The organism is Limnohabitans sp. DM1 (genome assembly GCF_001269385.1).
Classification (GTDB): Bacteria; Pseudomonadota; Gammaproteobacteria; order Burkholderiales; family Burkholderiaceae_C; genus Limnohabitans_A.
Window position 1 is genome coordinate 59941 of record NZ_CXOO01000015.1, and the last position, 26111, is coordinate 86051.

At 60.4% G+C, this 26111-nt stretch carries 24 protein-coding genes; 8 read left to right on the forward strand and 16 right to left on the reverse strand.

What is annotated here, in order from left to right; all coding sequences use genetic code 11:
* Positions 1-58 precede the first annotated feature (58 nt).
* Entirely contained in the window at positions 59-1189 is a 1131-nt protein-coding gene (locus AMM33_RS06455; protein WP_090139685.1) for an SGNH/GDSL hydrolase family protein, read from the forward strand.
* A 20-nt stretch (positions 1190-1209) separates the two neighbouring features.
* The gene (locus AMM33_RS06460) at positions 1210-1875 is read left to right on the forward strand and encodes an OmpW/AlkL family protein (protein WP_090139687.1); all 666 of its coding nucleotides are present in this window, start codon (positions 1210-1212) and stop codon (positions 1873-1875) included.
* A 401-nt stretch (positions 1876-2276) separates the two neighbouring features.
* Here the strand turns inward: AMM33_RS06460 and AMM33_RS06465 are convergent, their stop codons facing one another.
* Genes AMM33_RS06465 through purE form a run of 3 tightly spaced genes read right to left on the reverse strand, consistent with a single transcriptional unit; the run spans position 2277 to position 4943 of the window.
* On the reverse strand, positions 2277-3257 hold the full coding sequence (locus AMM33_RS06465) for an L-threonylcarbamoyladenylate synthase (protein WP_090139689.1): 981 nt from the start codon (positions 3255-3257) through the stop codon (positions 2277-2279).
* A gap of 7 nt (positions 3258-3264) precedes the next feature.
* On the reverse strand, positions 3265-4434 hold the full coding sequence (locus AMM33_RS06470; RefSeq protein WP_090139888.1) for a 5-(carboxyamino)imidazole ribonucleotide synthase: 1170 nt from the start codon (positions 4432-4434) through the stop codon (positions 3265-3267).
* An 8-nt stretch (positions 4435-4442) separates the two neighbouring features.
* On the reverse strand, positions 4443-4943 hold the full coding sequence (gene purE, locus AMM33_RS06475) for a 5-(carboxyamino)imidazole ribonucleotide mutase (protein ID WP_090139691.1): 501 nt from the start codon (positions 4941-4943) through the stop codon (positions 4443-4445).
* Between the two features lie 81 nt (positions 4944-5024).
* Between purE and trxA the strand changes: the two genes are divergently transcribed.
* On the forward strand, positions 5025-5978 hold the full coding sequence (gene trxA / locus AMM33_RS06480; RefSeq protein WP_090139693.1) for a thioredoxin: 954 nt from the start codon (positions 5025-5027) through the stop codon (positions 5976-5978).
* Positions 5979-6173: 195 nt separating this feature from the next.
* Here the strand turns inward: trxA and AMM33_RS06485 are convergent, their stop codons facing one another.
* On the reverse strand, positions 6174-6695 hold the full coding sequence (locus AMM33_RS06485) for an Mpo1 family 2-hydroxy fatty acid dioxygenase (RefSeq protein WP_090139695.1): 522 nt from the start codon (positions 6693-6695) through the stop codon (positions 6174-6176).
* A gap of 131 nt (positions 6696-6826) precedes the next feature.
* Positions 6827-7747, reverse strand: coding sequence for a phosphoribosylaminoimidazolesuccinocarboxamide synthase (locus AMM33_RS06490; RefSeq protein ID WP_369802410.1), 921 nt, complete (start codon positions 7745-7747; stop codon positions 6827-6829).
* A gap of 199 nt (positions 7748-7946) precedes the next feature.
* On the opposite strand from AMM33_RS06490, the gene AMM33_RS21800 reads away from it, so the two are divergent.
* Both AMM33_RS21800 and AMM33_RS21805 read left to right on the forward strand, forming a co-directional pair.
* Positions 7947-8993 carry a hypothetical protein gene (locus tag AMM33_RS21800; RefSeq protein WP_194945278.1) on the forward strand — a complete coding sequence of 349 codons (1047 nt, stop codon included), beginning with the start codon at positions 7947-7949 and terminating at the stop codon, positions 8991-8993.
* Positions 8929-9819, forward strand: a complete 891-nt coding sequence (locus tag AMM33_RS21805; RefSeq protein ID WP_194945279.1) for a hypothetical protein — start codon at positions 8929-8931, stop codon at positions 9817-9819. The genes AMM33_RS21800 and AMM33_RS21805 overlap by 65 nt, the downstream gene beginning before the upstream one ends.
* A gap of 63 nt (positions 9820-9882) precedes the next feature.
* Here the strand turns inward: AMM33_RS21805 and fba are convergent, their stop codons facing one another.
* Positions 9883-10947 carry a class II fructose-bisphosphate aldolase gene (gene fba / locus AMM33_RS06505; protein ID WP_090139702.1) on the reverse strand — a complete coding sequence of 355 codons (1065 nt, stop codon included), beginning with the start codon at positions 10945-10947 and terminating at the stop codon, positions 9883-9885.
* A gap of 189 nt (positions 10948-11136) precedes the next feature.
* Positions 11137-12570, reverse strand: coding sequence for a pyruvate kinase (gene pyk / locus AMM33_RS06510; RefSeq protein ID WP_090139703.1), 1434 nt, complete (start codon positions 12568-12570; stop codon positions 11137-11139).
* A 224-nt stretch (positions 12571-12794) separates the two neighbouring features.
* Between pyk and AMM33_RS06515 the strand changes: the two genes are divergently transcribed.
* Positions 12795-13913 carry a fatty acid desaturase gene (locus AMM33_RS06515; protein WP_090139705.1) on the forward strand — a complete coding sequence of 373 codons (1119 nt, stop codon included), beginning with the start codon at positions 12795-12797 and terminating at the stop codon, positions 13911-13913.
* 227 nt (positions 13914-14140) lie between these two features.
* On the opposite strand, the gene AMM33_RS06520 is transcribed toward AMM33_RS06515, so the two are convergent.
* The 5 genes from AMM33_RS06520 to def form a co-directional block, all read right to left on the reverse strand.
* Positions 14141-15334 carry a phosphoglycerate kinase gene (locus AMM33_RS06520; RefSeq protein WP_090139707.1) on the reverse strand — a complete coding sequence of 398 codons (1194 nt, stop codon included), beginning with the start codon at positions 15332-15334 and terminating at the stop codon, positions 14141-14143.
* 106 nt (positions 15335-15440) lie between these two features.
* Entirely contained in the window at positions 15441-15788 is a 348-nt protein-coding gene (locus tag AMM33_RS06525; RefSeq protein ID WP_090139709.1) for an AzlD domain-containing protein, read from the reverse strand.
* On the reverse strand, positions 15785-16516 hold the full coding sequence (locus tag AMM33_RS06530; protein ID WP_090139711.1) for an AzlC family ABC transporter permease: 732 nt from the start codon (positions 16514-16516) through the stop codon (positions 15785-15787). Before AMM33_RS06530 ends, AMM33_RS06525 begins: the two co-directional genes overlap by 4 nt.
* Entirely contained in the window at positions 16516-17481 is a 966-nt protein-coding gene (fmt, locus tag AMM33_RS06535) for a methionyl-tRNA formyltransferase (RefSeq protein WP_090139712.1), read from the reverse strand. The genes AMM33_RS06530 and fmt overlap by 1 nt, the downstream gene beginning before the upstream one ends.
* A 20-nt stretch (positions 17482-17501) precedes the next feature.
* Complete coding sequence (gene def / locus AMM33_RS06540; protein WP_090139715.1) at positions 17502-18008, reverse strand: peptide deformylase; 507 nt, start codon at positions 18006-18008, stop codon at positions 17502-17504.
* 195 nt (positions 18009-18203) lie between these two features.
* On the opposite strand from def, the gene dprA reads away from it, so the two are divergent.
* Positions 18204-19376, forward strand: a complete 1173-nt coding sequence (gene dprA, locus AMM33_RS06545) for a DNA-processing protein DprA (RefSeq protein ID WP_369802411.1) — start codon at positions 18204-18206, stop codon at positions 19374-19376.
* A gap of 125 nt (positions 19377-19501) precedes the next feature.
* Here dprA and secF read toward each other — a convergent pair whose 3' ends face one another.
* The 3 genes from secF to yajC form a co-directional block, all read right to left on the reverse strand.
* Entirely contained in the window at positions 19502-20452 is a 951-nt protein-coding gene (gene secF, locus AMM33_RS06550; protein WP_090139717.1) for a protein translocase subunit SecF, read from the reverse strand.
* A 12-nt stretch (positions 20453-20464) separates the two neighbouring features.
* Entirely contained in the window at positions 20465-22345 is a 1881-nt protein-coding gene (secD, locus tag AMM33_RS06555; RefSeq protein ID WP_090139720.1) for a protein translocase subunit SecD, read from the reverse strand.
* Positions 22346-22416: 71 nt separating this feature from the next.
* Positions 22417-22749, reverse strand: coding sequence for a preprotein translocase subunit YajC (gene yajC / locus AMM33_RS06560; RefSeq protein WP_090139723.1), 333 nt, complete (start codon positions 22747-22749; stop codon positions 22417-22419).
* Positions 22750-22924: 175 nt separating this feature from the next.
* On the opposite strand from yajC, the gene AMM33_RS06565 reads away from it, so the two are divergent.
* Positions 22925-23773 (forward strand): EamA family transporter, encoded by an 849-nt coding sequence (locus AMM33_RS06565; RefSeq protein WP_369802412.1) that lies wholly within the window; start codon positions 22925-22927, stop codon positions 23771-23773.
* Between the two features lie 28 nt (positions 23774-23801).
* Here the strand turns inward: AMM33_RS06565 and AMM33_RS06570 are convergent, their stop codons facing one another.
* Entirely contained in the window at positions 23802-25973 is a 2172-nt protein-coding gene (locus AMM33_RS06570; protein ID WP_194945280.1) for a caspase family protein, read from the reverse strand.
* Positions 25974-26111: the final 138 nt, after the last annotated feature.

Sequence of the window (26111 nt, forward strand, 5' to 3'; positions counted from 1 at the left end):
CTCCTACGATGACAAAAAAGAACAACCGTTCTTTTTTTGAAACAACAGGAGTTAAACGATGCATCAATTCAAACGATACGGCCTGGTAGCAGGGCTGGCGGCCGTGCTGGCATGGGGGCTGGCAGGCTGCGGCGGCAATGACAGCCTGCCCCCCAAAACCACGATCAGCAAGGTGTATGTGATGGGCGACAGCCTGGCCGATGTGGGGACGTTCGGCGTGAAGTTCACGGTGATGGACCCTACAGAGCCCAAAAACTCCCAGGTCTGGCCGCAAATCGTGGCCAATCATTTTGGTTTGGATGGCTCCAAGCAGTGCAACTTTTTCGCTTACGACGGCACCACATTCATCGCCAACCCCACGCCCGGCTGCACCAACTACGCCATTGGCGGCGGCAGGATCGTGGTCGACAAATTGAAAGGCGGCGCATCTAACCCCCAAACAGTTGGTTCGCAGCTGGCAATGCAGGCGTCGGCAGGCAACTATCTGGCCACCGATCTTCTGCTGATTGATGGCGGCGGAAACGATGCAGCAGATCTCGTCAAGTCTTATCTGGGCGCACCAGACGCCATGCCTTTGCGTGCCTTTTTGCTACAGCAACTCGATGCGAGTGTGGTAGATCCGTTGTTGAGTCAAGGTGCAACTGGAGCCGCCCAAGCGGCCGGCATCTACATGACCCAACTGGCCAACACCTTCTACACGGCCATCGACACCCAGGCATTGGGCAAAGGCGCGACCAAGGTAGCAGTCCTCAACGTTCCCGACATCACCTTGACACCGGATTTCAAGGACGTTATCAAAACCGTCAAAACGGCCCAAGGCGAAGCCGCCAGCCTGCAATTGAAAGCAGCGATTCAGCAATGGATTGGTGCATTCAATGCGCAACTGAAAAGCAAAGTGAATGGCAACAGCAAGATTGCTTTGGTCGACTTCTACGCCGACTTCACAGACGAAATCAGCAACCCCGGCCCCTATGGCCTGAGTGACGTGACTTCACCCGTTTGCACGGAAACCGTTGGACCTCTCGGCAACTTTCCGTGCCTGAGCACCACACTGGATGCAATGAAAGACAAAACCCCAGGCTGGTGGAAAAAGTACGCCTTCTCAGACGGCTTCCACCCCACCCCTTATGGCCACACCTTGTTGGCTGCATCCGTCTCCCGCGCCTTGGCCCGTGCGGGTTGGCTCTGACATCAACACAGGAGCAATCCATGAAAAAAAGCATCCTAACCCTCGCACTGATGGGCACGTTCACTGGCGTTTGGGCGCAAAGCGCGGGTTCCTGGCTGGTCCAGGGCGGTGTGACGCAAATCTCCCCGAGCGTGAGCAGTGGCGCCTTGAGCGCCCCCTCGCCTTCGGGCACCACCATTGATGTGGGCAGCGACACACGGCCGACCCTGCAGCTGACCTATGTGTATGACGAGCACCTGGCGGTCGCCGTGCCGCTGGGCACAGGCTTCAAACACAAGCTGTATGGCACGGGCGCCATCTCCAATGTGGGGCAAATCGGCACAGTGACCGCCTTGCCCATCACGGTTTTTGCGCAATACCGGTTTGGCGAAGCCCAGGCCAAATTCAGACCCTACGCCATGCTGGGACTGAGCTACGTGCACTTCAGTGACGCCCAAGGCAGCGCCACCCTGAACAGCTTGAACCCGCTCAACCCCGAAGGAAGCAGCACCGGCATGAAAGTGGATTCCAAACTGGCGCTCAGCCCCGGCTTAGGGATGAGCATCCAGATGAATGATCGCTGGTTCGTGGACTTTTCCTACGCCAAAACGTTTTTGAAGACCACCACCACCCTGTCCACCGGGCAGACCATTCAGACCACCCTCGACCCGGGCATTGCCACATTCGGTGTGGGCATGAAGTTTTGAGCGCCCTCTGAAGTCAAAACGCCCGCTGCAAGCGGGCGTTTTGATGATTGATGATGAACGCTGAAGTCTGAACTGTTTGCGCCCAGTCATCCCTTATAGATTCGGCCCGATGAAGTATGAGCCGTGTGTTGCCCGTTGGGAGGATTTAGTGGGGCTTGCCAGCCAAGCGAAAAGCCTGTGGTCCACATGCGTCTGATCGCCAGCAAGGCTAGCTCCCACCAGGTGCAAGATTGAAGTCACCCTGCAAACTTCACAGGGCCGGATCAATAGGTCGGAGGCTTGAGCCCCGATATGCAGTCTGAGCTGTATCGAACAAACGTCGGAGCTGAAACTGCCGACCTACGAAACCTTTGAGCATCAAATACATCCAGGGCCTGATTAATACAGATGCGGCCTCCCACTCAAGCCGCTGCCCTTTTCAGCCGATCTAGCACACCTTCCCACTCGGGCGTGTCGGGCGGCAGCTGCACCCAAATTTGCGTCACGCCACGCGCATCCAGATCTCGCAACACGCTGAACAGATCATGCGCGGCCTGTTCAGGGCTTGTGGGCTGTTCGCGCCAAACCACGCCTGCACCCGCGTCAGGGCGCTGGGCCGACCACAAACCCAGGTTGTTGGCATGCGGGCCGAGGGCTTGTAGTTTGGCGTCGATGTCGTGCGCCGATATCAAGCGCACCTTGGCACGCGGCGCGTAGTGCGATTCGAGCGTGCCCGAGGCGCGTGGTGCGGCTTGGGTCAGCGCATCTTTGTCCAGCACGATGCGGCCGCAAGCCGCTTCAATCTGTGGGCGGGTGATGTGCCCCGGGCGCAGCAGCACCGGTTCGCCGCGTGTGCAGTCGATGATGGTGGACTCAATGCCCACCGCACACTCGCCACCGTCCAGAATCAGCAAGTCCTGGCCCAGCTCGGACTGGACATGCGCGGCCGTGGTCGGGCTCACGCGGCCAAAGCGGTTGGCGCTGGGCGCTGACACGCCGTGCACGCCCAAGGCCAGCCCCGCACGCAGCAGCGCCTGTGCCACTGGGTGCGATGGGCAGCGCAAACCAATCGAGTCTTGCCCACCCGCCGAGGCCGTGGCCACGCCGCTCTGGCGCGGCAGGATCAGGGTCAAGGGGCCGGGCCAGAAAGCCTGTATGAGGCGCTGGGCAAATTCGGGCACCTGCGCGGCAAACAGCGGCACCTGTTTGGCGCTGGCCACATGCACGATCAGCGGGTGGTCGGCCGGACGACCCTTGGCCACAAAAATCTGAGCCACCGCCGCGTCGTCGGTGGCGTTGGCCGCCAGGCCATAGACCGTCTCGGTGGGCAGGCCCACCAATTGGCCATCTCGCAAGGCACGGGCGGCCTGCTCGATGGCGCGATCGTCTGCCGCAAAGATCATGACAAGCTCAAAACGCTTCAATGCCCAGCAGGGCTGCCGCCTGCAAGGCCGTGGCGCGCACCGCCTCGGGTGTGGCACCCGTGATGTTCAGGTGCCCCATCTTGCGACCGGGGCGCGCCGACAGCTTGCCGTACAGATGCAGATGCGTGCCGGGCAAGGCCAGCACTTTGTCCCAGGCAGGCACGCCACCTTCGGGCCACAGATCCCCCAGCAGGTTGAGCATGACGGCCGGGGAATGCTGGCGCGGCTGCGTGAGCGGCAAGCCAGCCAGCGTGCGCACCTGCAAGTCAAACTGCGACTGGTCGCAGGCGTCCAGCGTGTAATGGCCGCTGTTGTGCGGACGCGGTGCCATCTCGTTGACGACCAGCTGGCCGCCTTCGAGGATGAAGAACTCCACACACAGCACGCCCACGTAGTGGAGGCCTTCGGCTATGGTGCGAGTCGCCGCCACGGCCTGCGCCGCCAGTTCTGCGGGCACCGCGCCTTCGTAGACGCTGGTCACAGCCAGAATGCCTTCGCGGTGCAGGTTCAGCTGCACCGGAAAATTCACGATTTGGCCATTGGGTCCACGCGCAACGATGACCGAGCACTCGGCTTGCAGCGGCAGCATTTTTTCGAGCACGCAGGGCACGTTCTTGAGCTGGTCCCATGCGGCGGTCAACGCATCACGGGTCTTGACGCGGATTTGACCCTTGCCGTCGTAGCCCATGCGGGCGGTCTTGAGGATGCCCGGCAACAAATCGTCACCCACAGCGGCCAATTGCTCGGGCTTGGCGATGACGGCATGCGGCGCCACCGGCACACCGCAGTGCACAAAGTGGGCTTTCTCGGCGGCGCGGTCTTGCGCAATGGCCACAGCATCGGCGCCCGGGGCCACCGGGCGGTGTGCGCCCAGTGTGACCAGCGCGGGCGCGGGCACGTTCTCGAACTCGGTGGTGATGGCCGCGCAGCGCTGCATCAGCTGGGCCAGGCCTTGCTCGTCCAAATAATCGGTCTGGATGTGGTGGTGACTCACCAGCCCGGCGGGGCTGGCGGCGTCGGGGTCGAGCACGGCGGTGAAATAGCCCATGGCCTGCGCCGCTTGTACAAACATGCGACCCAACTGGCCGCCGCCCATCACACCCAATGTGGCAGGGTGACCATTGACGATGGCGCCTGGCAACAGGGCTTTGTTCATGGGTTTGTTCATGCTGCACCTACCGGGGGCAAGGTCATGGAGCGGGCGGCAGCGGTTTGCTCGGCGCGAAAAGCTTCGAGCTTTTGACGCAGAGCAGGGTCGTTGTTGGCCAGCATGGCCACGGCAAACAGGGCGGCATTGGCCGCACCGGCTGCGCCAATGGCAAAGGTGGCCACCGGCACGCCCTTGGGCATTTGCACAATGCTGTGCAGCGAATCCACCCCCGACAGGGCCTTGGTCTGCACCGGCACGCCCAGCACCGGCACCACGGTTTTGGCCGCGATCATGCCGGGCAGGTGGGCTGCGCCGCCCGCCCCCGCGATGATGGCCTGCAAGCCACGTTCGGCCGCGTTTTGTGCATAAGCAAACATATCGTCGGGCATGCGGTGGGCCGAAACCACACGGGCGTCGTGAGAGATGCCAAACTGTTGGAGAATCTGGACTGCGTGCTGCATGGTGTCCCAGTCAGAGCTGGAACCCATGACGACGCCGATGAGCGCTTGAGTCATTGGGTGCTTTTCGTGATCAATCTTGAATTTTAAGGTTTCACCCCGCGTGGGTTTGAAACACAACCCGGAACACTGCCCGCCATGATGGACGTCACGATAGAAAATTTTGAAGCCGAGGTGATCGAAGCCTCCATGACCACGCCCGTGCTGGTGGACTTTTGGGCCCCTTGGTGCGGCCCCTGCAAATCGCTCGGTCCGGTGCTCGAACAGCTGGAAGAGGCCTACACAGGCCGCTTCAAGCTGGTCAAGATCAACTCGGACGAGCAGCAGGAACTGGCCCAGGCCTTTGGCATCAAAAGCATTCCCACCTGCGTCATGCTCAAGAACGGCAAACCGGTGGACGGCTTCATGGGCGTCCAACCCGCTGGACAGTTGCGCCAGTTCCTCGACAAACACCTGCCCGCCGCTGAAGAACTGCACGCCCAGGCCGCCACCCTGGAAGCCCAGCAGCACCTGCAAGCAGGCGATGAGCACAGCGCCCGCGCCGCCTTGGAGCAGGCACTGGCCACCGACCCCGGCAACGACGATGCGCGTTTTGACCTGGTCAAGCTGTTGATTGGCCTAGAAGAGTTGGCCGAAGCTGCCGCCTTGCTGGCCCCGGCCATGGCCCGCATCCCGGTGCCGCTGCGCTTTGAGGCGCAAACCCAATGGCTCAACGCCCTGGAATTTGTGACCAACGACCCGCGTGGTCAGTGGGAACTGGGCCAATTTGACGTCCTGATCGGTCAAAACAAGCGCGACTTTGAAACCCGCTTTGCCAAAAGCCGCTTGCTGATCGCCGTGGGTCAATGGGAAGCGGCCATGGACGAGTTGCTGGAAATCATCATGCGCGACAAGAAGTGGGACGACGAAGCCCCGCGCAAAACCTTTGTCGCCTTGCTGGAGCTGATGACACCGCCCAAGCCCAAAACGCAAGACGCCACCGGCAAGTCGGCCGGCGGCATCGAGCTGATGGGCAAAGCCGCTCTGCAGGAAGACCCGCTGCTGGCCATGATCTCCAGCTACCGGCGCAAGCTGAGCATGGCGCTGAACTGACAGGCGTCGGCTTCGGGCCTCATGACCGGCCTGAAGCCCTGAACAGCACAATCGGCCTGCAGACATTTGTCGGGGTCTTCGACCGCCGACCTACAAGATGACTGTCCATTCGCGAAGTTGTCAATGCCAAGGCCCACCGTAGCCTCCCCGCAGGCCGGTACTCGCAGAGTCCGACGTGGGTGTTCGCCGAATCGTTCAGTGCGTCGGGCCAGCCTGGCGTTCGATGTCCATGCGCATGGACGCCAGCAAGCCGATGGCCATGAGCACCTCACCCACGACAAACATGGGGCCGACCAGCAAGCCCACGATGTCGTCGGCAAAGGCGGGTTTTTTGCCCTCAAAGTAATGCCCGACAAACTGGATGATCCAGCCGATCACAAACAGGCCCAGACCCGCCTGCCAAGCCAGCACGCCTGCGTCTGCGGCCAGGGCCGCCAGCCCATGCGCCCATGCGATGAGCAGACCATTGACCAAGCTGGTGGCCACACCCAGCAGCAGGGTGCCACGGGTCAGATACCACAGGCTTGTCAGCCCCCACATGCACCAAGCCGGGGTCAGCGCCCACTCGCCCCACGCCCAGGTCGGCTGGGTCAGCATCATGCCAATGGCCATGAAGATCAGGGGCACCCCCAGCAAATGGGTGGCGATGTTGCGCCGGTCGCGGTGGTAGTGGGCGTACTGCACCATCAGTGCTGAAGCGGGTCGGAAAAAACTCATGTGGGTGTGTCCTTTTTTCTCACGCACCTGGGGGGTGACTCATCGCCGGGCGCCTTGGGGGTCTTGGTCGGAGGCGCCGTGTGTCTTGTCATTTTTATCGACTTGGCACCGAGGTCTGGCGGCCTGAAGGTTCAGGCCATCAGCTTTTTCATGGCCTCTTCGTATTTGGCGGCGGTTTTCTCGATCACCTCACGCGGCAAGCGCGGCGCAGGCGGGGTCTTGTCCCAGGGCTTGCCGTTGATCTGGGCGCTTTCCAGCCAGTCGCGCAAAAACTGTTTGTCGTAACTGGGCGGGTTGGCGCCCTCTGCATAGCTTTCGGCGGGCCAATAGCGCGATGAATCGGGCGTCAACACCTCGTCCATCAGCACCAGGGTGCCATCGGCATCCAGGCCAAACTCGAACTTGGTGTCGGCAATGATGATGCCCTTGGTGGCCGCGATGTCACGCGCGGCTTTGTACAGCTGGATGCTGATGTCACGGATGCGGGTGGCCAGGTCGGCGCCGATCATGGCCACGGTTTGCTCGAAGGTGATGTTTTCGTCGTGCTCACCCACCGCCGCTTTGGCTGCGGGCGTGTAGATGGGTTCGGGCAGGCGGCTGGCGTTTTTCAGGCCCGCGGGCAGTTTCACGCCGCACACGGCCTGGTTGTCCTGGTATTCCTTCCAGCCGCTGCCGGCCAAATAACCGCGCACCACCGCCTCGACCGGGATGGGCTTGAGGCGCTTGACCAGCATGGAGCGGCCGACAACCTGCGGCACCTCTTCAGCGCTCACCACGCTCTCGGGCGCTTCACCCGTCAGGTGGATCGGACAAATGTTCAGGCCCTTGGGGCCCAGTTTGTCAAACCAGAACAGCGCCATTTGCGTGAGCAGCACCCCTTTGCCAGGGATCGGCTCGCCCATGATCACGTCAAACGCGCTGATGCGGTCCGACGCCACCATCAGGATGCGGTCGTCACCCACGGCGTAGTTGTCACGCACTTTGCCACGCGCCAGCAGGGGCAAGGAGGTCAGGGCCGAGGTGTGGAGGGCGTTGGGCATGGGAACTCTCATCAAACAAAAAGCCCGTTGAACTGTTCAAGGGCTCGGAATCATTCTTGTGGATTATCTCAAGAGATCTCCCCCTCCATACGACTCTTGCAGCATACCCCGCACACATTTCTCCCCATCCAAACAAGCACCTTCAAATCATCAAGCATTTAAAAACAAATACTTTCTCATCATAAAATTCAATTATTTTGAAGGGGCAACCATGAAAAAACTCGCAACTGTTCTGATGATTTGTGCAACGTTGACCGCTTGTGGAGGCGGTGGAGGTGGCAGTCAAAACTCAAACAACAAAACTGACAGACCGTCGGTTGCGCTGACGACTCAAAACTATGAGGCCGCAGCCACTGAGGCCATGGGCAGTTCGAGCACCTTGCTTGGCAATTCGAGTAACGCCTCCAATCTTTTGCCGGGCGCAAACGTTCAAACAGCGCCAACCATCACTGATTTCGTGCTTTCAAAACTTCCAGACTTGATCAAAAGTTTGGGCGCTCAACGACCACAACTCATCGGCGCCATCATCACAGATACACAACCATGCACCTCAGGTGGCTCACTCAGCATGTCCAGCGACGATTTAAATGGAAATGATTCACCCGACCCTGGTGACTACGTCACGGTTTCCGCAAACGACTGCATAGACTCATTGAGTGGAGCGAAAATCAACGGTCAAATGACGATCACCTTCACGAAGTACTCAAAAAATTCGGCGAATCCAGACGCATTTGATGCTTCATTAATTGTTCAAAGCAATCAGTTCCGTTCCGAGATCAATGGCGTTACAACAGCCACCCAAGGATCGTTTGACATGGACATTTCATCAATTTACGTACTCGGGCAAAACGGCATGACTCAACAGAGCATGACTGTAAATGTCAGCGCCGCCAGTCTGGACTACAGCGTCACCACAGCAGGAACCACAAAAGTTTACGAATACCGTGACTACATCCTCAAAAGCACCACCTACAACAAGCAAGTGACTCTGTCCATCACGGGCTCCATCAACATCCCGAGCTTGGGCTCCAACACCGCCACTATTCAGACCATCAAGAATTTCGTATCGCCTGTGACATCTAACGTTTCATTTTCTTTGTCCTACCCGACTGATGGAATTGCCCTCATCACATTCAAGCAAGGTGGGAAAATCCGTGCAACCGCTAATGGCACCAGCAATGCATTGATCGAACTTGACCAAGAAAATGACGGCAAATTTGAAACATCCAAACAAGTGCCTTGGAGTGACATCCTTTAAATTCTGTGATCGCCTGTTGCGCCCACATTTGTATGTGGGTGCGCTTGCTCTTTTTGTATCCTGGAGTGCGCTCGGTAAAGAGTGCTCCAAGGTCTTCCTCAGCCCTCAGCTTGGAACTGAAATAAGCCGCTGGGAAGAAGTGTCCCGTTCAGGTAAACGGCTGGTGACTGAGAACGGGCGACTGCATTTCAATGGCTTGATGCTTTCCGCTCATTGCACATCGGCTGACTGGGCTTTGGCTTGGTCACAGAGCAAGGGGTCGCGCACTTACTTGGGTGCAACCAATACAGGCCAAACTGCCACAAGTTTTTCTGACGTTGGGCATCAGAGAATCTCCGGATCGGTTCACCTCAAGGCCAGCGAAAACTTGTCCTTAGGAGGACGAGTGGTTCACAACTCAATTCATCGAAACATTCAATCCACCAGCGAGGCGGCAGGCTATCCCGAGCATTTTCAATTCAACGACTTGTCTCTAGGTGTTCGGTACAAACAATCCGTGAATACAAATTTGATCTGGCAAGCTGAGTATTGGCAGGGACGCATTTTTTCAGGACAGTCGAATGTGGTGTTTCCCAACTTTGCGCCTTCAACCTTGCATCTGGGCGCAGGCCATACCCGTGAAATTGGATTGTCGATAGGAAATAAGCTGGGCGCAAACGATCAAAGATGGACATGGTCAGCCGCCATCCACATTCGACAAGACCGCATCGAAGAAGGCACGCCACAAGCCCTTTACAAAGGCAGTCGCATCGTTGCAAGCGCAGTCCAGCCCGAAATCAACTTGAGATCGAGCCAGTTATTTGCAAAATTGAATTACGCCTTTTAAAGGCATGGGCAGTGTCTCGTGTGAGGGTCTAGAAACACTGCCGCTGTGAACCATCCGATCCGATCAGTTGACCACTTGCGCCAACTCACCCCGGGCATAACGAGCCGCCACCACCTGCAGGTTATCGCCTTTGATCTTGGCAGCCTGGCCTTCACAGCCGAACTCAAGATAGCGCTGCTTGCAAATCTGTTTGGCCGCTTCTCGGGCGGGCTTGAGCCATTCGCGGGCGTCGAACTTATCGGGGTTTTCAAACAGGAACTTGCGCACAGCCGCTGTCATGGCCAGGCGGATGTCGGTGTCGATGTTGATCTTGCGCACGCCGTGCTTGATGGCTTCCTGGATTTCCTCGACGGGCACGCCGTAGGTTTCCTTCATCTTGCCGCCGTACTGGTTGATCAGGGCCAGCAGCTCTTGCGGCACGCTGGACGAGCCGTGCATCACCAAATGGGTGTTGGGAATGCGCTGGTGGATTTCCTTGACGCGGCTGATGGCCAGGATGTCGCCCGTGGGCTTGCGGCTGAACTTGTAGGCGCCGTGGCTGGTGCCAATGGCAATGGCCAAGGCATCCAGACCGGTGGCTTTCACAAACTGCGCGGCTTCTTCGGGGTCGGTCAGCATCTGGCTGTGGTCGAGCTTGCCTTCAGCGCCAATGCCGTCTTCTTCACCGGCCTCACCGGTTTCCAGGTTGCCCAGGCAACCCAGCTCGCCCTCTACCGACACGCCCAACAAGTGGGCCATGTCCACCACACGGCGGGTCACATTCACGTTGTAAGCGAAGTCGGCCGGGGTCTTGCCGTCTTCCAGCAAAGAGCCGTCCATCATGACCGACGAGAAACCGAGGTTGATCGCACCCTGGCAAACCGCCGGGCTTTGGCCGTGGTCCTGGTGCATGACCAGCGGGATGTGGGGCCACTGCTCGGTGGCGGCCTGGATCAGGTGCTTGATGAAGGGCTCACCTGCATATTTGCGTGCGCCGGCGCTCGCCTGCAGGATGACGGGAGCGCCGACTTCGTCGGCCGCCGTCATGACGGCCTGGACTTGCTCCAGGTTGTTGACGTTGAAAGCTGGAATGCCGTAGCCATTGACGGCGGCGTGGTCCAGCAGCTCACGCATTGAAACGAGTGCCATGGTAGTGTTTTCCCGGAGAGTTGAAGATTCAGGTGAGCCGACTGTCTATGTAACCGGCTTGTAACTGGGTGAATTTTATAGGCTCCGGTCTGACACAGGCCTGAATGCAGGCCAGGCGAAGCGCTGGCTGGATGAACTGGCGCACAAAGCACCGTCCGTCGCCACGCCCCGCCCAAGGCACACCTGGACTTATTCGACTCGGCAGATCTTGAGCATGTTGGTGCCGCCGGGCGAACCCATGGGCTCGCCACAGGTGATGGCGTACACATCGCCTGTGCTCACGATGTTGCGTTTTTTCAGGTGGCCTTCAGCCTCCAACAAGGCGGTATCGCGGTCGGCGCTGGTGTCCAGCAACAAGGGGCGCACATTGCGGAACAAGGTCATCTTGCGTTGCGACGACAGCTTGGTGGTCAAGGCATAAATCGGGATGTGCACCCGGTGGCGGCTCATCCACAAGGCGGTCGATCCCGACTCGGTCAGGGCCACGATGGCTTTGGCGCCCAGGTGGTGCGCCGTGAACAGGGCGCCCATGGCAATCGACTGGTCGATGCGCTTGAAGGTCTGGCCCTTGAAGTCAGCATCGAGCTGCACGTCTTCCGCGCCCTCAGCGGCCAGACAAATCTTGGCCATTTCTTCCACCGTCTCCAGCGGGTATTTGCCTGCGGCGGTCTCAGCGCTGAGCATCACGGCGTCGGTGCCGTCCAGCACCGCATTGGCCACGTCCGACACCTCGGCGCGGGTGGGCACCGGGTTGGTGATCATGCTTTCCATCATCTGGGTGGCGGTGATGACGACTTTGTCGTGCACCTTGGCCAGCTTGATCATGCGTTTTTGCAGGGCAGGCACAGCCGCGTTACCCACTTCCACCGCCAGATCGCCCCGCGCGACCATGATGCCGTCGCTGGCCATCAGGATGCTTTCGAGGTGCGGAATGGCTTCGGCGCGCTCGATCTTGGCGATCAAACCCGGCTTGTGGCCGTATTCGGCACCGGCCACATTGCACAGCTGGCGGGCCATTTCCATGTCGGTGGCGTTTTTCGGGAAGCTCACGGCCACATAGTCAGCCTTCAGGCTCATGGCAGTCTTGATGTCGTCCATGTCCTTGGCGGTCAAGGCGGGCGCGGTCAGGCCTCCACCTTGCTTGTTGATGCCTTTGTTGTTGGACAACTCGCCACCCAACTTGACGGTGGTGTGCACTTGCTCACCTTTGACAGCCACCACATTCAGCACAATCAGGCCATCGTTGAGCAACAGCACATCGCCCGCTTTCACATCGCGGGGCAATTCCTTGTAATCGAGACCGACCCCTTGCAAGTCACCGGGTTCGGCGCGCGAGGCATCCAGCACAAAAGATGCGCCGGGCTCCAGCATCACTTTGCCTTCGGCAAATTTCCCCACACGGATCTTGGGGCCTTGCAGGTCGGCCATGATGGCCACTTCGCGGCCAGCGCGCTGCGAGGCTTCGCGCACCAGGCGGGCGCGGTCAACATGGTCTTGCGCCTTGCCGTGGCTGAAATTCAAACGCACCACATTGACGCCAGCACGGATCATGGCTTCAAGCAGGGCGGGGTCGCTGGAAGCGGGGCCTAAGGTGGCAACAATTTTGGTGGCGCGAAGCGACATTCAGGGGACTCCATGTAATTTGATTTCAATTTTCACACGGAATCGGTTACACACCGAAAACATTCAACGCATCCATCAAGCATAAGCACCGTGCCCATGCACCCCTGCCAGACGCAGACCCAGTGGGCTTATGCCCTTTTGTCCAAACCATGATTGATCCTTGTCAGGCCAGTTGCATGGTCGAACGACTAAACTTGCAGTCAAGCGATTCAAATTCTTGCTCCATGACTGTCATGAACACCCCCCCCACGCCTTCACAGCCCATCCCTCTGGACCAGCCTCTGCCCCATCGCAAGATCATTCGCGAATGGCTGATCCCGCTGTCCCAGCGCACCACCGTCCTGGCCTTTGTGCTGCTGATCGTGGACTACGCCCTGTTTTTTGCCCTGATCACAGGCACGCTGTATTTCGACGCCATCTGGGCCAAGCTGCTGAGCGGTCTGGCTGCAGGTTTTGTGATCGGGCGCCTGTTCATCATCGGCCACGACGCCTGCCACCAGAGCCTCACACCCCACCGCGAACTCAACAAGGTGCTCGGCCGCATCGCGTTTTTGCCATCGCTCACGCCCTACAGCCTGTGGGACACCGGCCACAACGTGGTGCACCACGGCTACACCAACCTCAAAGGTGTGGACTTTGTCTGGACCCCACTGACGGCTGCAGAGTTTGAAGCGCTGTCTCCCATGCAGAAACTGCTCGAACGTGCCTACCGCAGCGGCTGGGCACCCGGTCTGTATTACATGATCGAGATCTGGTGGAAGCGCGAGTTCTTCCCCAACAAGACCCACATGCCCACCCGCCGCCCGATCTTCTTCAAGGACAGTTCGCTGGTGACGGTCTTTGGCGTTCTCTGGATCGCCGCCATTGCCGCCGCCGCCGTGGCCACCGGCCAGTCGGTCTGGCTGTCGCTGCTGCTGGGCTTTGCCGTGCCCTTCTTCTTCTGGAACACCATGATCGGTTTTGTGGTTTATGTGCACCACACCCATGTCAAGGTCTCCTGGCACGACAACAAGGCTGCCTGGACCAAGGCCGCGCCCTTCGTGTCGACCACCGTGCACCTGACTTTCCCCTTCAACATCGGCGCACTGATGCACCACATCATGGAGCACACCGCCCACCATGTGGACATGAGCGTGCCCCTGTACCGCCTGAAAAAAGCCCAAGCCAAGCTCGAAGAAATGCTGCCCGGCCGCATCATCGTGCAGCCCTTCTCCTGGAAGTGGTACTTTGAGACGGCCAAGAACTGCAAGCTCTACGACTTCAGCCGCGAGTGCTGGACCGACTTCAAGGGCACCATGACCAGCCCGGTGCGCGGCAACCTGCCGCCAGTGGCTCAGGCCTGATCAGGGCTTCGTTTCACGCCACAAAAAACCCCGCAATGCGGGGTTTTTTGTTATCGGAAATCTGAAGATTTACGTCGGGGCCAAAGCCACCAAACTACCGACACCTCCCCGTAGGTCGGCAGCTTCAGCTCCGACGTTGGTGAATTCGGCACAGGCTTCACGTCGGGGCTGAAGCCACCGACCTACAAAATAAGCTGTAGGTCGGCAGCTTCAGCCCCGTCGATGCTTCAACCGGCAGCGCGCTTGGCCAGGATCTCGAAAGCAGGCAAGGTCTTGCCTTCCAGGATTTCCAGGAACGCGCCACCGCCCGTGGAGATGTAGCCGACCTGCTTTTCGATGCCGTACTTGGCTATCGCGGCCAGGGTGTCGCCGCCGCCTGCGATGCTGAACGCGCTGGACTCGGCAATCGCCTGGGCGATGACTTTGGTGCCGTTTTCAAAGGCCGGGAACTCGAACACGCCCACTGGGCCGTTCCAGACGATGGTGCCTGCCGACTTGAGTTGCGCGGCCAGTTTGGCGGCGGTTTCGGGGCCGATGTCCAGGATCATGTCGTCATCCGCCACGTCGGTGGCTTTCTTCACCGTGGCCACGGCGTCGGCTGCAAAGGTCTTGGCGGTCACCACATCGGTCGGGATCGGCACTTCGGCGCCACGCGCCTTCATGGCCTCGATCACGGCCTGGGCTTCGCCCACCAAGTCCGCTTCGGCCAGGCTCTTGCCGATCTTCAGGCCCGCCGCCAGCATGAAGGTGTTGGCAATGCCGCCACCCACAATCAGCTGGTCCACGTTTTGCGACAGGCTCTTCAAGATGGTCAGCTTGGTGGACACCTTGGAGCCCGCCACGATGGCCGCCAGCGGTCGTTTGGGGTTGGCCAGGGCCTGCGTGATGGCGTCGATCTCGGCGGCCAGCAAGGGGCCTGCACAGGCGATGGGCGCGAACTGGGCGATGCCGTAAGTCGTGCCTTCAGCGCGGTGCGCGGTACCAAAAGCATCGTTCACGTAGATGTCGCACAGCTGGGCCATCTTGCGGGCCAGCTCTTCGTTGTTCTTTTTCTCGCCTTTGTTGACGCGGCAATTTTCGAGCAGTACCACTTGGCCGGGGGCGACGGTCACGCCGTCCACCCAGTTGGCGATCAGCGGCACATCACGGCCGAGCAGCTCGCCCAGGCGCTTGGCCACAGGGGCCAGCGAGTCTTCGGGTTTGAATTCACCTTCTGTCGGGCGGCCCAGGTGGCTGGTCACCATGACGGCGGCGCCTGCGGCCAGCGCCATCTGGATGCAGGGCGCACTGGCACGGATGCGGGTGTCTTCGGTGATGCTGCCGTCATCGGCTTGGGGCACGTTCAAGTCAGCGCGGATGAACACGCGCTGGTTCTGGGCTTTGCCCTGGGCGCACAGGTCGGAAAAACGGATGACGTTCATGGGGGGACTCGCTTGGGGAAGATGACTGCCCGTGATTTTAAAAGCCTGCTCTGACAAGGGCTTACGCCTGGGCCGTTACGAACCCCGAACAAGGCCCGAACCAACGCTACCAACCCAGACCCAGGTGCAGCGGCAGATACACAGCCATGCCCGCCATGATGGTCAGCAGCACATCACGGCGCCAAAAATACACCCCCGCGCCCATGAAGGCCGCAAACAGGCGGGCGTCTTGCCAGGTGGTGATCAACACCCCTTGCACCGTGACGATTTCGGGCACCACCACGGCTGATAGGGCGGCGATGGGCGCATATTGCAGGCCGCGCTGCGCCCAGTGGGGCAGCTGCCAGTTTTTGCTGGAGATGAAAAAGAAGCTTCGCGTGATCACCGTGACCAGCGCCAGTCCGACAATGACGGCCAAAGTCCAGAGATCGGTCCCCGCCCCATTCGTGTTCATACAGCGACTCCGGGAGCCGGACGGAGTTTTTCCACCGTGAGGCACAGGATCACCGCCACGGCAATCGCCACCACGATGTTGAGCTTGAGCGGCAGGTTGTAGGCCACCACGGCAGCCGCCCCAGCCACCACCGCCGACAAAATGCGCATGCGCGAGCTGGCCAGCGAACACTGGATGCCCAGCAGGCACAAAATGCCCGCAAAGCCCAGGCCCCAGCTGGGTGGGATCAGATTGGCCAGCGCGATGCCGACAAAGCTCGCCACGATCCATGACAGCCAGTTCAAAAAGTCGTTGCCAGCCAGATAGGCCTCCTGCTCATGCCGCTCCTGCGCGGTCTGGCCCGGGTGCGCGTATTTGCGGGTGAAGAGGACATAGCTGATGTCGGCCGTCAGGTAGCCGTGCAGCATGCGCTGCCAGCGCGGCAGGTGGATCAAGAACTGGCGCAGATGCAGGCTGAACACCACAAAGCGAAGGTTCACACAAAAGCCGGTGGCCAGAATCACCCAGGCAGGTGCGCCCGCCACGATGAGCGGAATGGCCGCCAGTTGCGAGCTGCCCGCGAACACCAATAGCGTCATGGCGCTGGCCTCGAACACGCTCATGCCCGACTTGACCATGGCCACGCCCGTCATCAGGCCCCAGGCGGCAATGCCTGGCGACTGCGGCGACACCTCGCGCATGCCCAGCACAAAAGCGGGGTGACGGTACAGGCGCGAGAGGAAAAACATCAGGCCACCACCAGGCGCTGGCCGGGCTGCAAGGGGCAGCCGCGCAGGAAGTCGGCGGCGCTCAAACGCTTGCCACCGGGGCGTTGCAGTTGCGTGAGGCACAGCTGGCCTTGCCCGCAGGCCACGCGCACGCCGCTGGCGTCGGCCTGCACCAAGGTGCCGGGCTCGGCAGGGCGTGGCAAGGGCTCGGCCACGGCTTGCCAGAGCTTGAGGGTTTCGGTGCCTGCCTCGGTGGTCAGCGGCACGGTCATGCCCGGGAAAGGGTCGAAGGCACGGATGCGCCGCGCCAGCACCTCGGCACTCAAGGCCCAGTCGAGCGCGGCTTCGGCTTTTTCAATCTTGTGCGCGTAGTTCACGCCTTCACTCGGTTGGGGCTGGCGCTGCAACTGGTCGATGTCGGCCAGGGCCTGCACGATGGCCTCGCCGCCTAAAGCGGCCAGACGGTCGTGCAGCACGGCGGTGGTGTCGGTTGGCCAGATGGTCTCGTCGCGCACCAGCAGCATGTCGCCCGTGTCCAGGCCCGCGTCCATCTGCATGATGGTGATGCCGGTTTGGCTGTCACCCGCCTCGATGGCGCGATGGATGGGCGCCGCACCGCGCCAGCGCGGCAAGAGGGACGCATGGATGTTCAGGCACCCGCGTGGCGGCAAATCCAGCACCCACTGCGGCAAGATCAGACCGTAGGCCGCCACGATCATGGCGTCGGCTTGCGCAGCAAGCAAGGCCTCGCGGGCTGCGGCGGCGTCTTCGGGGTATTTGCCGTCCAGGCGCAGGCTGCGCGGCTGGGCCACGGGCACGCCGTGCGCCAGCGCCCACTGCTTGACGGGCGAGGCCTGCAGCTTCATGCCGCGCCCGGCGGGCCGGTCGGGTTGGGTCAGCACCAGCACGATGTCGTGGCCTGCCGCGTGCAGGGCGGCCAGCGCCACCTGGGCAAATTCGGGCGTGCCCGCAAAAATCAAACGCATGAACGGTTCTTCAAAAGGGATCAGCGCCCGGCTTTTTGGGCTTTGACCATCTTGGTCTTGATCCGGCCTTGCTTGAGCGGCGAGAGGTATTCCACAAACACCTTGCCCATCAGGTGGTCCAGCTCGTGCTGGATGCAAATGGCCAGCATGCCCTCGGCCTCGATCGTGCGGCTTTGGCCATCGCGGTCCAAGGCCGTGACCTTCACTTTGGTCGCGCGCTCCACGCCGTCGTAAATGCCGGGCACCGACAGGCAACCCTCCTCGCCCTTGACGCGCTCCTCATTCATCCAGGTGATCTCGGGGTTGATCAGCACCATGGGCTGGTTGCGCTCCTCAGACGTGTCGATCACCACCAGGCGCTCGTGCACATCGATCTGTGAGGCGGCCAGGCCAATGCCACCGGCCTCGTACATGGTTTCAACCATGTCGTCGATCAGGGCGTGGATGCGGGCGTCCACCGCTTGCACGGGTTTGGCCACCTTGTGCAGGCGAGGGTCTGGGTAGCAAAGGATGGGAAGCAGGGCCATGGGTCAAGAGCTAGAAGAAACCAATCCTGTATTGTCCCTAATTTTGAAAGCGTCTGCCCCTCCAAGCCCGTTGTTTGAGGTGCAAAAGCTGCGGCCACGCGCTTTCTGGCCTCAATCCTGTGTCCTTGGCATCGCGCCAGCTTTGGCCCACAATGCCTGCACAGACGGCTTTCAAGGCTGCACAGGGAGAGACACATGATGGACAGCTCTGAAGAATTGGGTGCCTGGTTGCGCCTGGCGCTCACCAACGGGGTGGGCCCCGAAACCGCCCGCAACCTGATGGCCGCGCTTGGCGAACCCCAGGCCATCTTTGCGCAAACAGAATCGGCCTTGCGCCAGATCGTCTCGCCCCAGCAGTCCAAGGCCCTGCGCCAAACACCCGCAGGCTGGGCAGAACTCACCGCTGAAACCTGGCAATGGCTGCAAGCCGATGGACCGTCTGCCCAGACGCGTGCCGTGCTCACGCTGGGGGATGCCGACTACCCGGCCCCGCTGCTGCAAATCCCAGACCCACCCCTGATGCTGTACGCCCTGGGCCAAGTCAGCGCCCTGCGCCATTTGCATGTGGACCGGTCCTTGGCCATGGTCGGCAGCCGCAACCCCACACCACAAGGCGCTGTCAACGCCCGGGAATTTGCGCGCAGCCTGGCCGCCAGCGGGTTGACCATCGTCTCGGGCCTGGCCTTGGGGGTGGATGGCGCCGCGCACGAAGGCGCCCTGCAAGGCGCACAAGCGGGAGGACAACCCGGCGCATTGGCCACCATCGCGGTGGTGGGCACTGGGCTGGACCGGGTCTACCCCCGCCAGCACCGCGACCTGGCGCACCGCATCACGGCTTCAGGCCTGATCCTGAGCGAATACCCGCTGGGCACGCCGCCATTGGCGCACCACTTCCCCAGGCGCAATCGCCTGATTTCCGGCCTGTCTCAAGCCACCCTGGTGGTCGAAGCGGCCTTGCAGTCGGGCTCGCTCATCACGGCCAAACAGGCGCTGGAGCAAGGTCGCGACGTGATGGCCATTCCCGGCTCCATCCACTCCGCACAGGCCAAAGGCTGCCACGCCCTCATCAAACAAGGCGCCAAATTGGTCGAATCGGCCCAGGACGTGCTCGAAGAACTGCGCATGAGCGATCCCTTCGCCCAGGTGCCACTCGCCCTGGATTCCTCTCCTACGGCCTCATCCCATCAAGAATCCGACGAGGATGAACTGCTCCAGCACATGGGCCACGACCCGGTGAGCCTGGACGCCCTGCAAGCACGTTGCGGCTGGCCCACCGCCCAGCTGCAAGCGCAGCTGCTGGAGCTGGAATTGATGGGGCAAGTGGGCCGTCTGCCAGGCGGCTTGTTTCAGCGCATCGGGTCTGCATAGGGGATGCAGGCTTCGGCGCAGGCCCCATGTCGGACCTGAAGGTGCCGACCTACAAATACTGCCCCGTAGGTCGATAGCCAAAACAAAGGGCACCCGAAGGTGCCCTTGTTTGTTGGGGTGAGGTCTTAGACCACCGCGCCCGAGTTTTCGTCGTTCGGGTCGTTGTCTTTCTTGATCGGCTTGATCAGATCTTCGCGCTGCAAGCCCAGCCACATGGCAATGGCGGCGGCCACGAACACCGACGAGTAAATGCCAAACAAGATGCCGATGGTCAGCGCCATGGCAAAGTAGTGCAGGGTTTCGCCACCGAACAGCAGCATGGACAACACCATGATCTGGGTCGAGCCGTGGGTGATGATGGTGCGGCTGATGGTGGAGGTGATCGCGTTGTCAATCACTTCGACCGTGTTCATCTTGCGGTAGCGGCGGAAGTTCTCGCGAATCCGGTCAAAAATCACCACCGACTCGTTGACCGAGTAACCCAGCACCGCCAGCACCGCCGCGAGCACCGCCAGTGAAAATTCCCATTGGAAGAAGGCAAAAAAGCCCAGGATGATGATCACGTCGTGCAAGTTGGCGATGATGGCCGAGACGGCGAACTTCCACTCGAAGCGGATCGCCAAATAAATCATGATGCCGACCACCACAAAGGCCAAGGCCTTCAGCCCGTCTTCGGCCAGCTCGTCGCCCACTTGCGGGCCAACGAACTCGGTGCGCCGCAAGGTCACATCAGGGTCATTGGCTTTAAGAGCCGTTAAAACCTTTTCGCTTTGCTGGGCCGAGCTCACGCCTTTTTGCGCGGGCAACCTGATCATCACATCGCGTGCCGAGCCGAAGTTCTGCACCTGCACTTCTGAAAAGCCAAGCGTGGCCACCGTGCCACGCACCTTTTGCAGGTCGGCGGGTTGGCTGTAACTCACTTCCATCAAAGTGCCGCCCGTGAACTCCACCGACAGGTGCAGGCCACGGCTGAACAAGAAGAAGACCGCCAAGGCAAAGGTCACGAAGGAAATCACGTTGAAGACCAACGCGTTCTTCATGAACGGGATGTCTTTTCTGATTTTGAACAATTCCATGGTCTTTTCCCCTTAGTCGGCTTTCACCGCAGTGCCAGCCTCGGGCCGCCAGACGGTGCCAATCGACACCGATTTGAGTTTTTTCTTGCCACCGTACCAAAGGTTGACCAAGCCACGCGAGAAGAACACCGCCGAGAACATGCTCGTCAAGATGCCGATGCAGTGCACCACCGCAAAGCCGCGCACCGGGCCGGAACCAAAGGCCAGCAAGGCCACACCCGCGATCAGCGTGGTGATGTTGGAGTCAAAAATCGTGGCCCAGGCGCGGTCGTAGCCCGCGTGGATGGCGGCCTGAGGGCTTGCGCCATTGCGCAGCTCTTCACGCACGCGCTCGTTGATCAGCACGTTCGAGTCGATCGCCATGCCCAGCGCCAGCGCCATCGCGGCCATGCCCGGCAGGGTCAAGGTCGCTTGCAGCATCGACAAAATGGCCACCAGGAACAACAAGTTCACACCCAGCGCAATGCCGGAGAACAAACCGAACATGGCGTAGTAAATGACCATAAAAGCCACAATGACGAGGAAACCCCAGGTCACGCTGTTGAAGCCTTTGGCGATGTTTTCAGCGCCCAGGCTCGGGCCAATGGTGCGCTCTTCGATGATTTCCATGGGCGCGGCCAGCGAGCCGGCACGCAGCAGCAGCGCGGTGTCGTTGGCTTCGGCCGTGGTCATGCGGCCCGAAATCTGCACGCGCCCGCCGCCGATCTCGGCGCGGATCACCGGAGCGGTGACCACTTCGCCCTTGCCCTTTTCGAACAAGATGATGGCCATGCGCTTGCCCACGTTGTCGCGCGTCACGTCCTTGAAGATGCGGGCGCCTTTGGCGTCCAGCGTCAGGTTGACCACGGGCTCTTGCGTCTGGCTGTCAAAGCCAGGCTGGGCGTCGGTCAGGTTGTCGCCCGTGAGCACCACTTGCTTCTTGACGATCAAGGGGCGGCCATCGCGCTCCAAGTAACGCTCAGCCCCAAAGGGGACGATGCCGCCAGCTTGTTCAGCCGCACGCGCTTCGGTGCTTTCATCAACCATGCGCACTTCCAGGGTGGCGGTGCGGCCCAGAATGTCTTTGGCCTTGGCCGTGTCTTGTACGCCGGGCAGCTGCACCACGATGCGGTCCAGGCCCTGCTGCTGAATCACCGGCTCGGCCACGCCCAGCTCGTTGATCCGGTTGTGCAGCGTGGTGATATTTTGCTTGAGCGCCTGCTCTTGCACTTTGCGGGCGGCTTCGGGCTTGATGCTGGCCGTCAGGCGGAACTCGCTGCCATCGGGCACGTCCTGCGTTTGCAGGTCAGGAAACTGGGCCGACAGCACGCGCTTGGCCGCTTCAAGTTGCTGCGCATCACGCAGACGCACTTCAATGCTGGCGCCGTTGCGGCTGATACCGCCGTGGCGCACGTCTTTTTCGCGCAGCAAGCTGCGCAAGTCACCCGTGATGGATTCCACCTTTTGCGTCAAAGCCGCTTGCATGTCCACCTGCAGCATGAAGTGCACGCCGCCGCGCAAGTCCAGCCCCAGGTACATGGGCGCTGCGTGCAAGGCACTGAGCCAGGCGGGCGAGCGCGACACCAGATTGAGCGCCACCACAAACTGAGGGTTGGCCGCATCTGGAATCAGGGCTTTTTGAACCGCGTCCTTGGCCTTGAGCTGCTCGTCAGTGCTGTTAAAGCGGGCGCGGATGGAGCCGCCTTCGAGCGCCACGCTCTGGGCGCTCACGCCCGCGGCCTTGAGGGCGTCTTCGACTTTTTGCAGAGTCCCAGTGTCCACTTTGATGGTGGCCTTGCCCGAAGACACTTGCACCGCAGGTGCCTCACCAAAGAAGTTGGGCAGGGTGTAGACCACCCCCAGCAACAATGCGATCACGATGATCGCGTATTTCCAGACCGGGTAACGGTTCATAGGGACTCGCGTACAGGATGAAAAAATCGGGGCATCGTGCGCCCCTCTGAAAAAACCGCTTGCGGTCTGAATTACTTCAGTGTGCCTTTGGGCAAGACCTGCACCACTGCGCTGCGCTGCATCTGCACTTCCACACCGGAGGCAATTTCCACACCGATGTTGCTGTCGCCGATTTTGCTGACTTTGCCCAGCAAACCGCCAGCGGTGACGACTTCATCGCCCTTGGCCAAGGCGTCAATCATGGCTCGGTGCTCTTTTTGCTTTTTCATCTGGGGGCGGATCATGACGAAATACAGCACCGCGAACATCAGCAGCAAAGGCAGCATGCTCATCAGGGTGGACTGCATGTCGCCACCGGCAGCGGCTGCAGGAGCGGTTTGGGCAAAAGCGGAAGAAATGAACATGGGTAACTCCACAAAAACTGTATAGATGTCTTCTGCAAGCGCTCACACAAGGCCAGGGTTTGCAGACCAAGCCGGGATTGTATGCGGGGCTATGATGACCCCCTGATTTGACTGACTCTCAAGGCTTGGGACCGGGTTTGAGCCCCCCTTTGACCTTGCCCCTGAAAGCACACCCTTGACCTTTCCTGTTTTGCCGATTGCCGCCTTGATGGGCTCCCTGGTGTCGCTCTGCGTAGGCACGTCCTTTGCCAAAAGTTTGTTTCCTGCCGTCGGCGCCGAAGGCACCACCACTTACCGCCTGGTCTTTTCAATGCTCATGCTCATGGCTTTTTGGCGGCCCTGGCGTCGCCGCTGGCAATGGGCCGACGCCCTTCCGCTGGGGCTTTACGGCGTGACCCTGGGTGTCATGAACCTGCTGTTTTACAGCGCCATCAAGACCATTCCCTTCGGCCTGGCGATTGCCATCGAGTTCACCGGCCCGCTGGCGGTGGCCTTGTGGACGTCCAAGAAAGTCTCAGATTGGCTCTGGATTGCACTGGCCGTGCTCGGTTTGGGGCTGATCCTGCCCCTGCCGGGCTCGGGCACCGCACTGGACCCCGTGGGCATGGCCTATGCCCTGGGCGCCGGTGTGTGCTGGGCGCTGTACATCATTTTTGGTCAACGCGTCGCGCTGCGTTATGGGGCATTTGCCACGCCCATGGGCATGCTGGCAGCGGCCATCGTGGTCACGCCCATCGGGCTGGCACAGGCGGGCGGCGCCTTGTTTGACACGCAATGGCTGGCCGCCGGCCTGGGCGTGGCCTTGCTGTCGAGCGCCATTCCTTACACCCTGGAGATGTACGCCCTGAACCACCTGCCCAAGCGCACCTTCAGCATCTTGCTCAGCCTGGAGCCCGCTGTGGGCGCCATGGCAGGCTGGTTGGTGCTGGGCGAAAAGCTGACCTTTCAGCAAGAGTTGGCCATGCTGTTCATCATGGCCGCGTCCATGGGCAGCGCCTGGTCGGCGGGTCGATCCAGGGACTGACGGGGCGAGCCCAAGCCAGCGGCCCGCCTCAGGGGCGGAAAAAGAAATCGCCCAGGGTTTGGTCGTACACAGCGGGCACTTGTTCATGGCCCACTGTTTTGGACAGGCGGGCCACTTCGTTGCGCACGTTTCGCACCAAGCGCTCGATGGAAACGCCCGGCTTGTCAATTTCCTTGAGCAGCACGCGTGTGAACAAGCCATGGGGCTCACGGTCTTGCGGCCCCAGACGGTCCAGCGCTTGCTGGCCGGTGCCCGCTGAAAACATCACCATCTGACCTGTTGCAGCCGAGGTGGAAGCCAGCCCTCGCCCGCCGATGGCCCGACCGGCTGTTTTGAAAGGGTTATCCCGGCAAGCATCAATGATGGCCAAGGCAAACCGCGCCTTGGTGTCCTGAAAATCATCCAGAAGTCGTTGCAGCGGAATGGCCTCATCGCGCACCTGGTCTTCGGACTGTCCACGGATGTCTACCGGCAGCAGGTAATTGGTGGCCCCCAATTGCACCCCGTGCCCCGCGAAAAAGACGACGACCTCATCGCCACCGCGAATTTGTGACTTGAATGTGCGGATGGCCTCTTTCATGCCACGCTCGGTCAAATCCAGATGGGTAGACACCTCAAAACCCAAGCGTCCCAAGGTCTTGCTCATGGCACGTGCGTCTGAGCGTGCGTTTTGCAAAACCGCCACATCTTTGTAGGCGTCATTGCCCATGATCAGTGCTCGGCGCATGCCCGTGCGTGCGTCATTGGACGAGACGGGCACATCCAGCACAGGGGCCTTCTGCGCCTGGATCTGGCTCAGTTGCTCTTTGAGTTTGGACAGCTCCGCATTCACCCGCAAGATTTCCTGCGCATCACGTTGCCGCGCCTCTTGCGCCAAACGTTCTTGTGCCAAGGCTTCGTCCTCTTTTTGACGTTTCAGGCTTTCGGCAGCGGCCAGTTGCCGGTCTTGCTCGAGTTTGAGCGCCTGGGCTTTTGCCAAGGCTTCAGCCTCTTTTTGGCGTTTCAGGTTTTCGGCTGCGGCCAGTTGCCGGTCTTGCTCGAGTTTGAGGGCCTGAGCTTTTGCCAAGGCTTCGGCCTCTTTTTGGCGCTTCAGATTCTCGGCTGCGGCCAATTGCCGGTCTTGCTCCAGTTTGAGCGCCTGAGCTTTTGCCAAGGCTTCGGCCTCTTTTTGGCGTTTCAGACTCTCGGCAGCGGCCAGTTGCCGGTCTTGCTCGAGTTTGAGCGCCTGAGCTTGGGCCAAGGTTTCGGCCTCCTTTTGGCGCTTCAGATTCTCGGCTGCGGCCAATTGCCGGTCTTGCTCCAGTTTGAGCGCCTGCGCCTGTGCCTGTGCCTGTGCCTGGCTTTCAGATGAGTCCGCTTTCAGTTCGCTGCGATCTATCGCATAGGCAGTCGCCAGATAGTTGTTGCGATCGTCCTTTTCAATGTTCTGGACAATGGTGTCAGTTAATGAGATGAAATGTACCGTGGTGTTGGTGCTTTTAAATACACGCCCGCTTTGCACTTCGAGTTTATGAACCCCCACGGGCAACAGGAAATCTTGTTGTTCAGCGGACCGGCAGGGCATCTGCACACCCACAAATCGAACCGTGCAATCTTCCAGGTTGTTGCCGGCATTCAAACCCAATTGCAAGCTTCCCAAGCCCAGCAAGCCCTTCGCATTCACCGCTGGCAATTGCAACAAGCGCGCAAACAACAGGTCTCGAATCGCGGCTGCGGCTTCACCCGCGTCAGGCACCAACGCCATCAATTCCTGACGCAAAGGCGCTTCGTCCAACTTGAAGACCGACCAATTCAACTGCCGCAAAATTTCTGCACGCCCGCCCCGCACCACGGCCAATTCCTGGCCTTGGCGCACCACAGCGCCCACCGCAATGCCTGCGGTTCGCTCCCAAGACATGGGCGACGCAATCAGGGAGATCCAGCCGTTCGGGTGGCCGATGACAAAACCCGTTTGTGACGCTGAAACCCCGCCCGCGTACAGCAAGGTGCCATCTGCTGGCACCAGCACTTTTTGCAAGGCATTGACCTCCAGCCACAGCCCGGGCCTGGGGCCAGAGAATTTCGTCTGCGGCAAAGGCTTGCCGGGACTGGCTTCCACGGGCAGCGCCCATTGCAAAGCATTGGCAGACGTATCGGCAGGCGTATCGGTGGACGCGACTGCCCACGCACTGTGTAACAAAGTGCCCCAGATCCAGAGCATGAAAAATGTGATTCGCAACAACATGGCTCGATGGGTAGAAAGAGGTCAGCGACGTGAAACCAGGGCAGATATTACCCCTGCGACCCGACGGGTTGCGCCGACCTCATCCCTTGCGGCAATGGCCTCAGAACGGCGGCG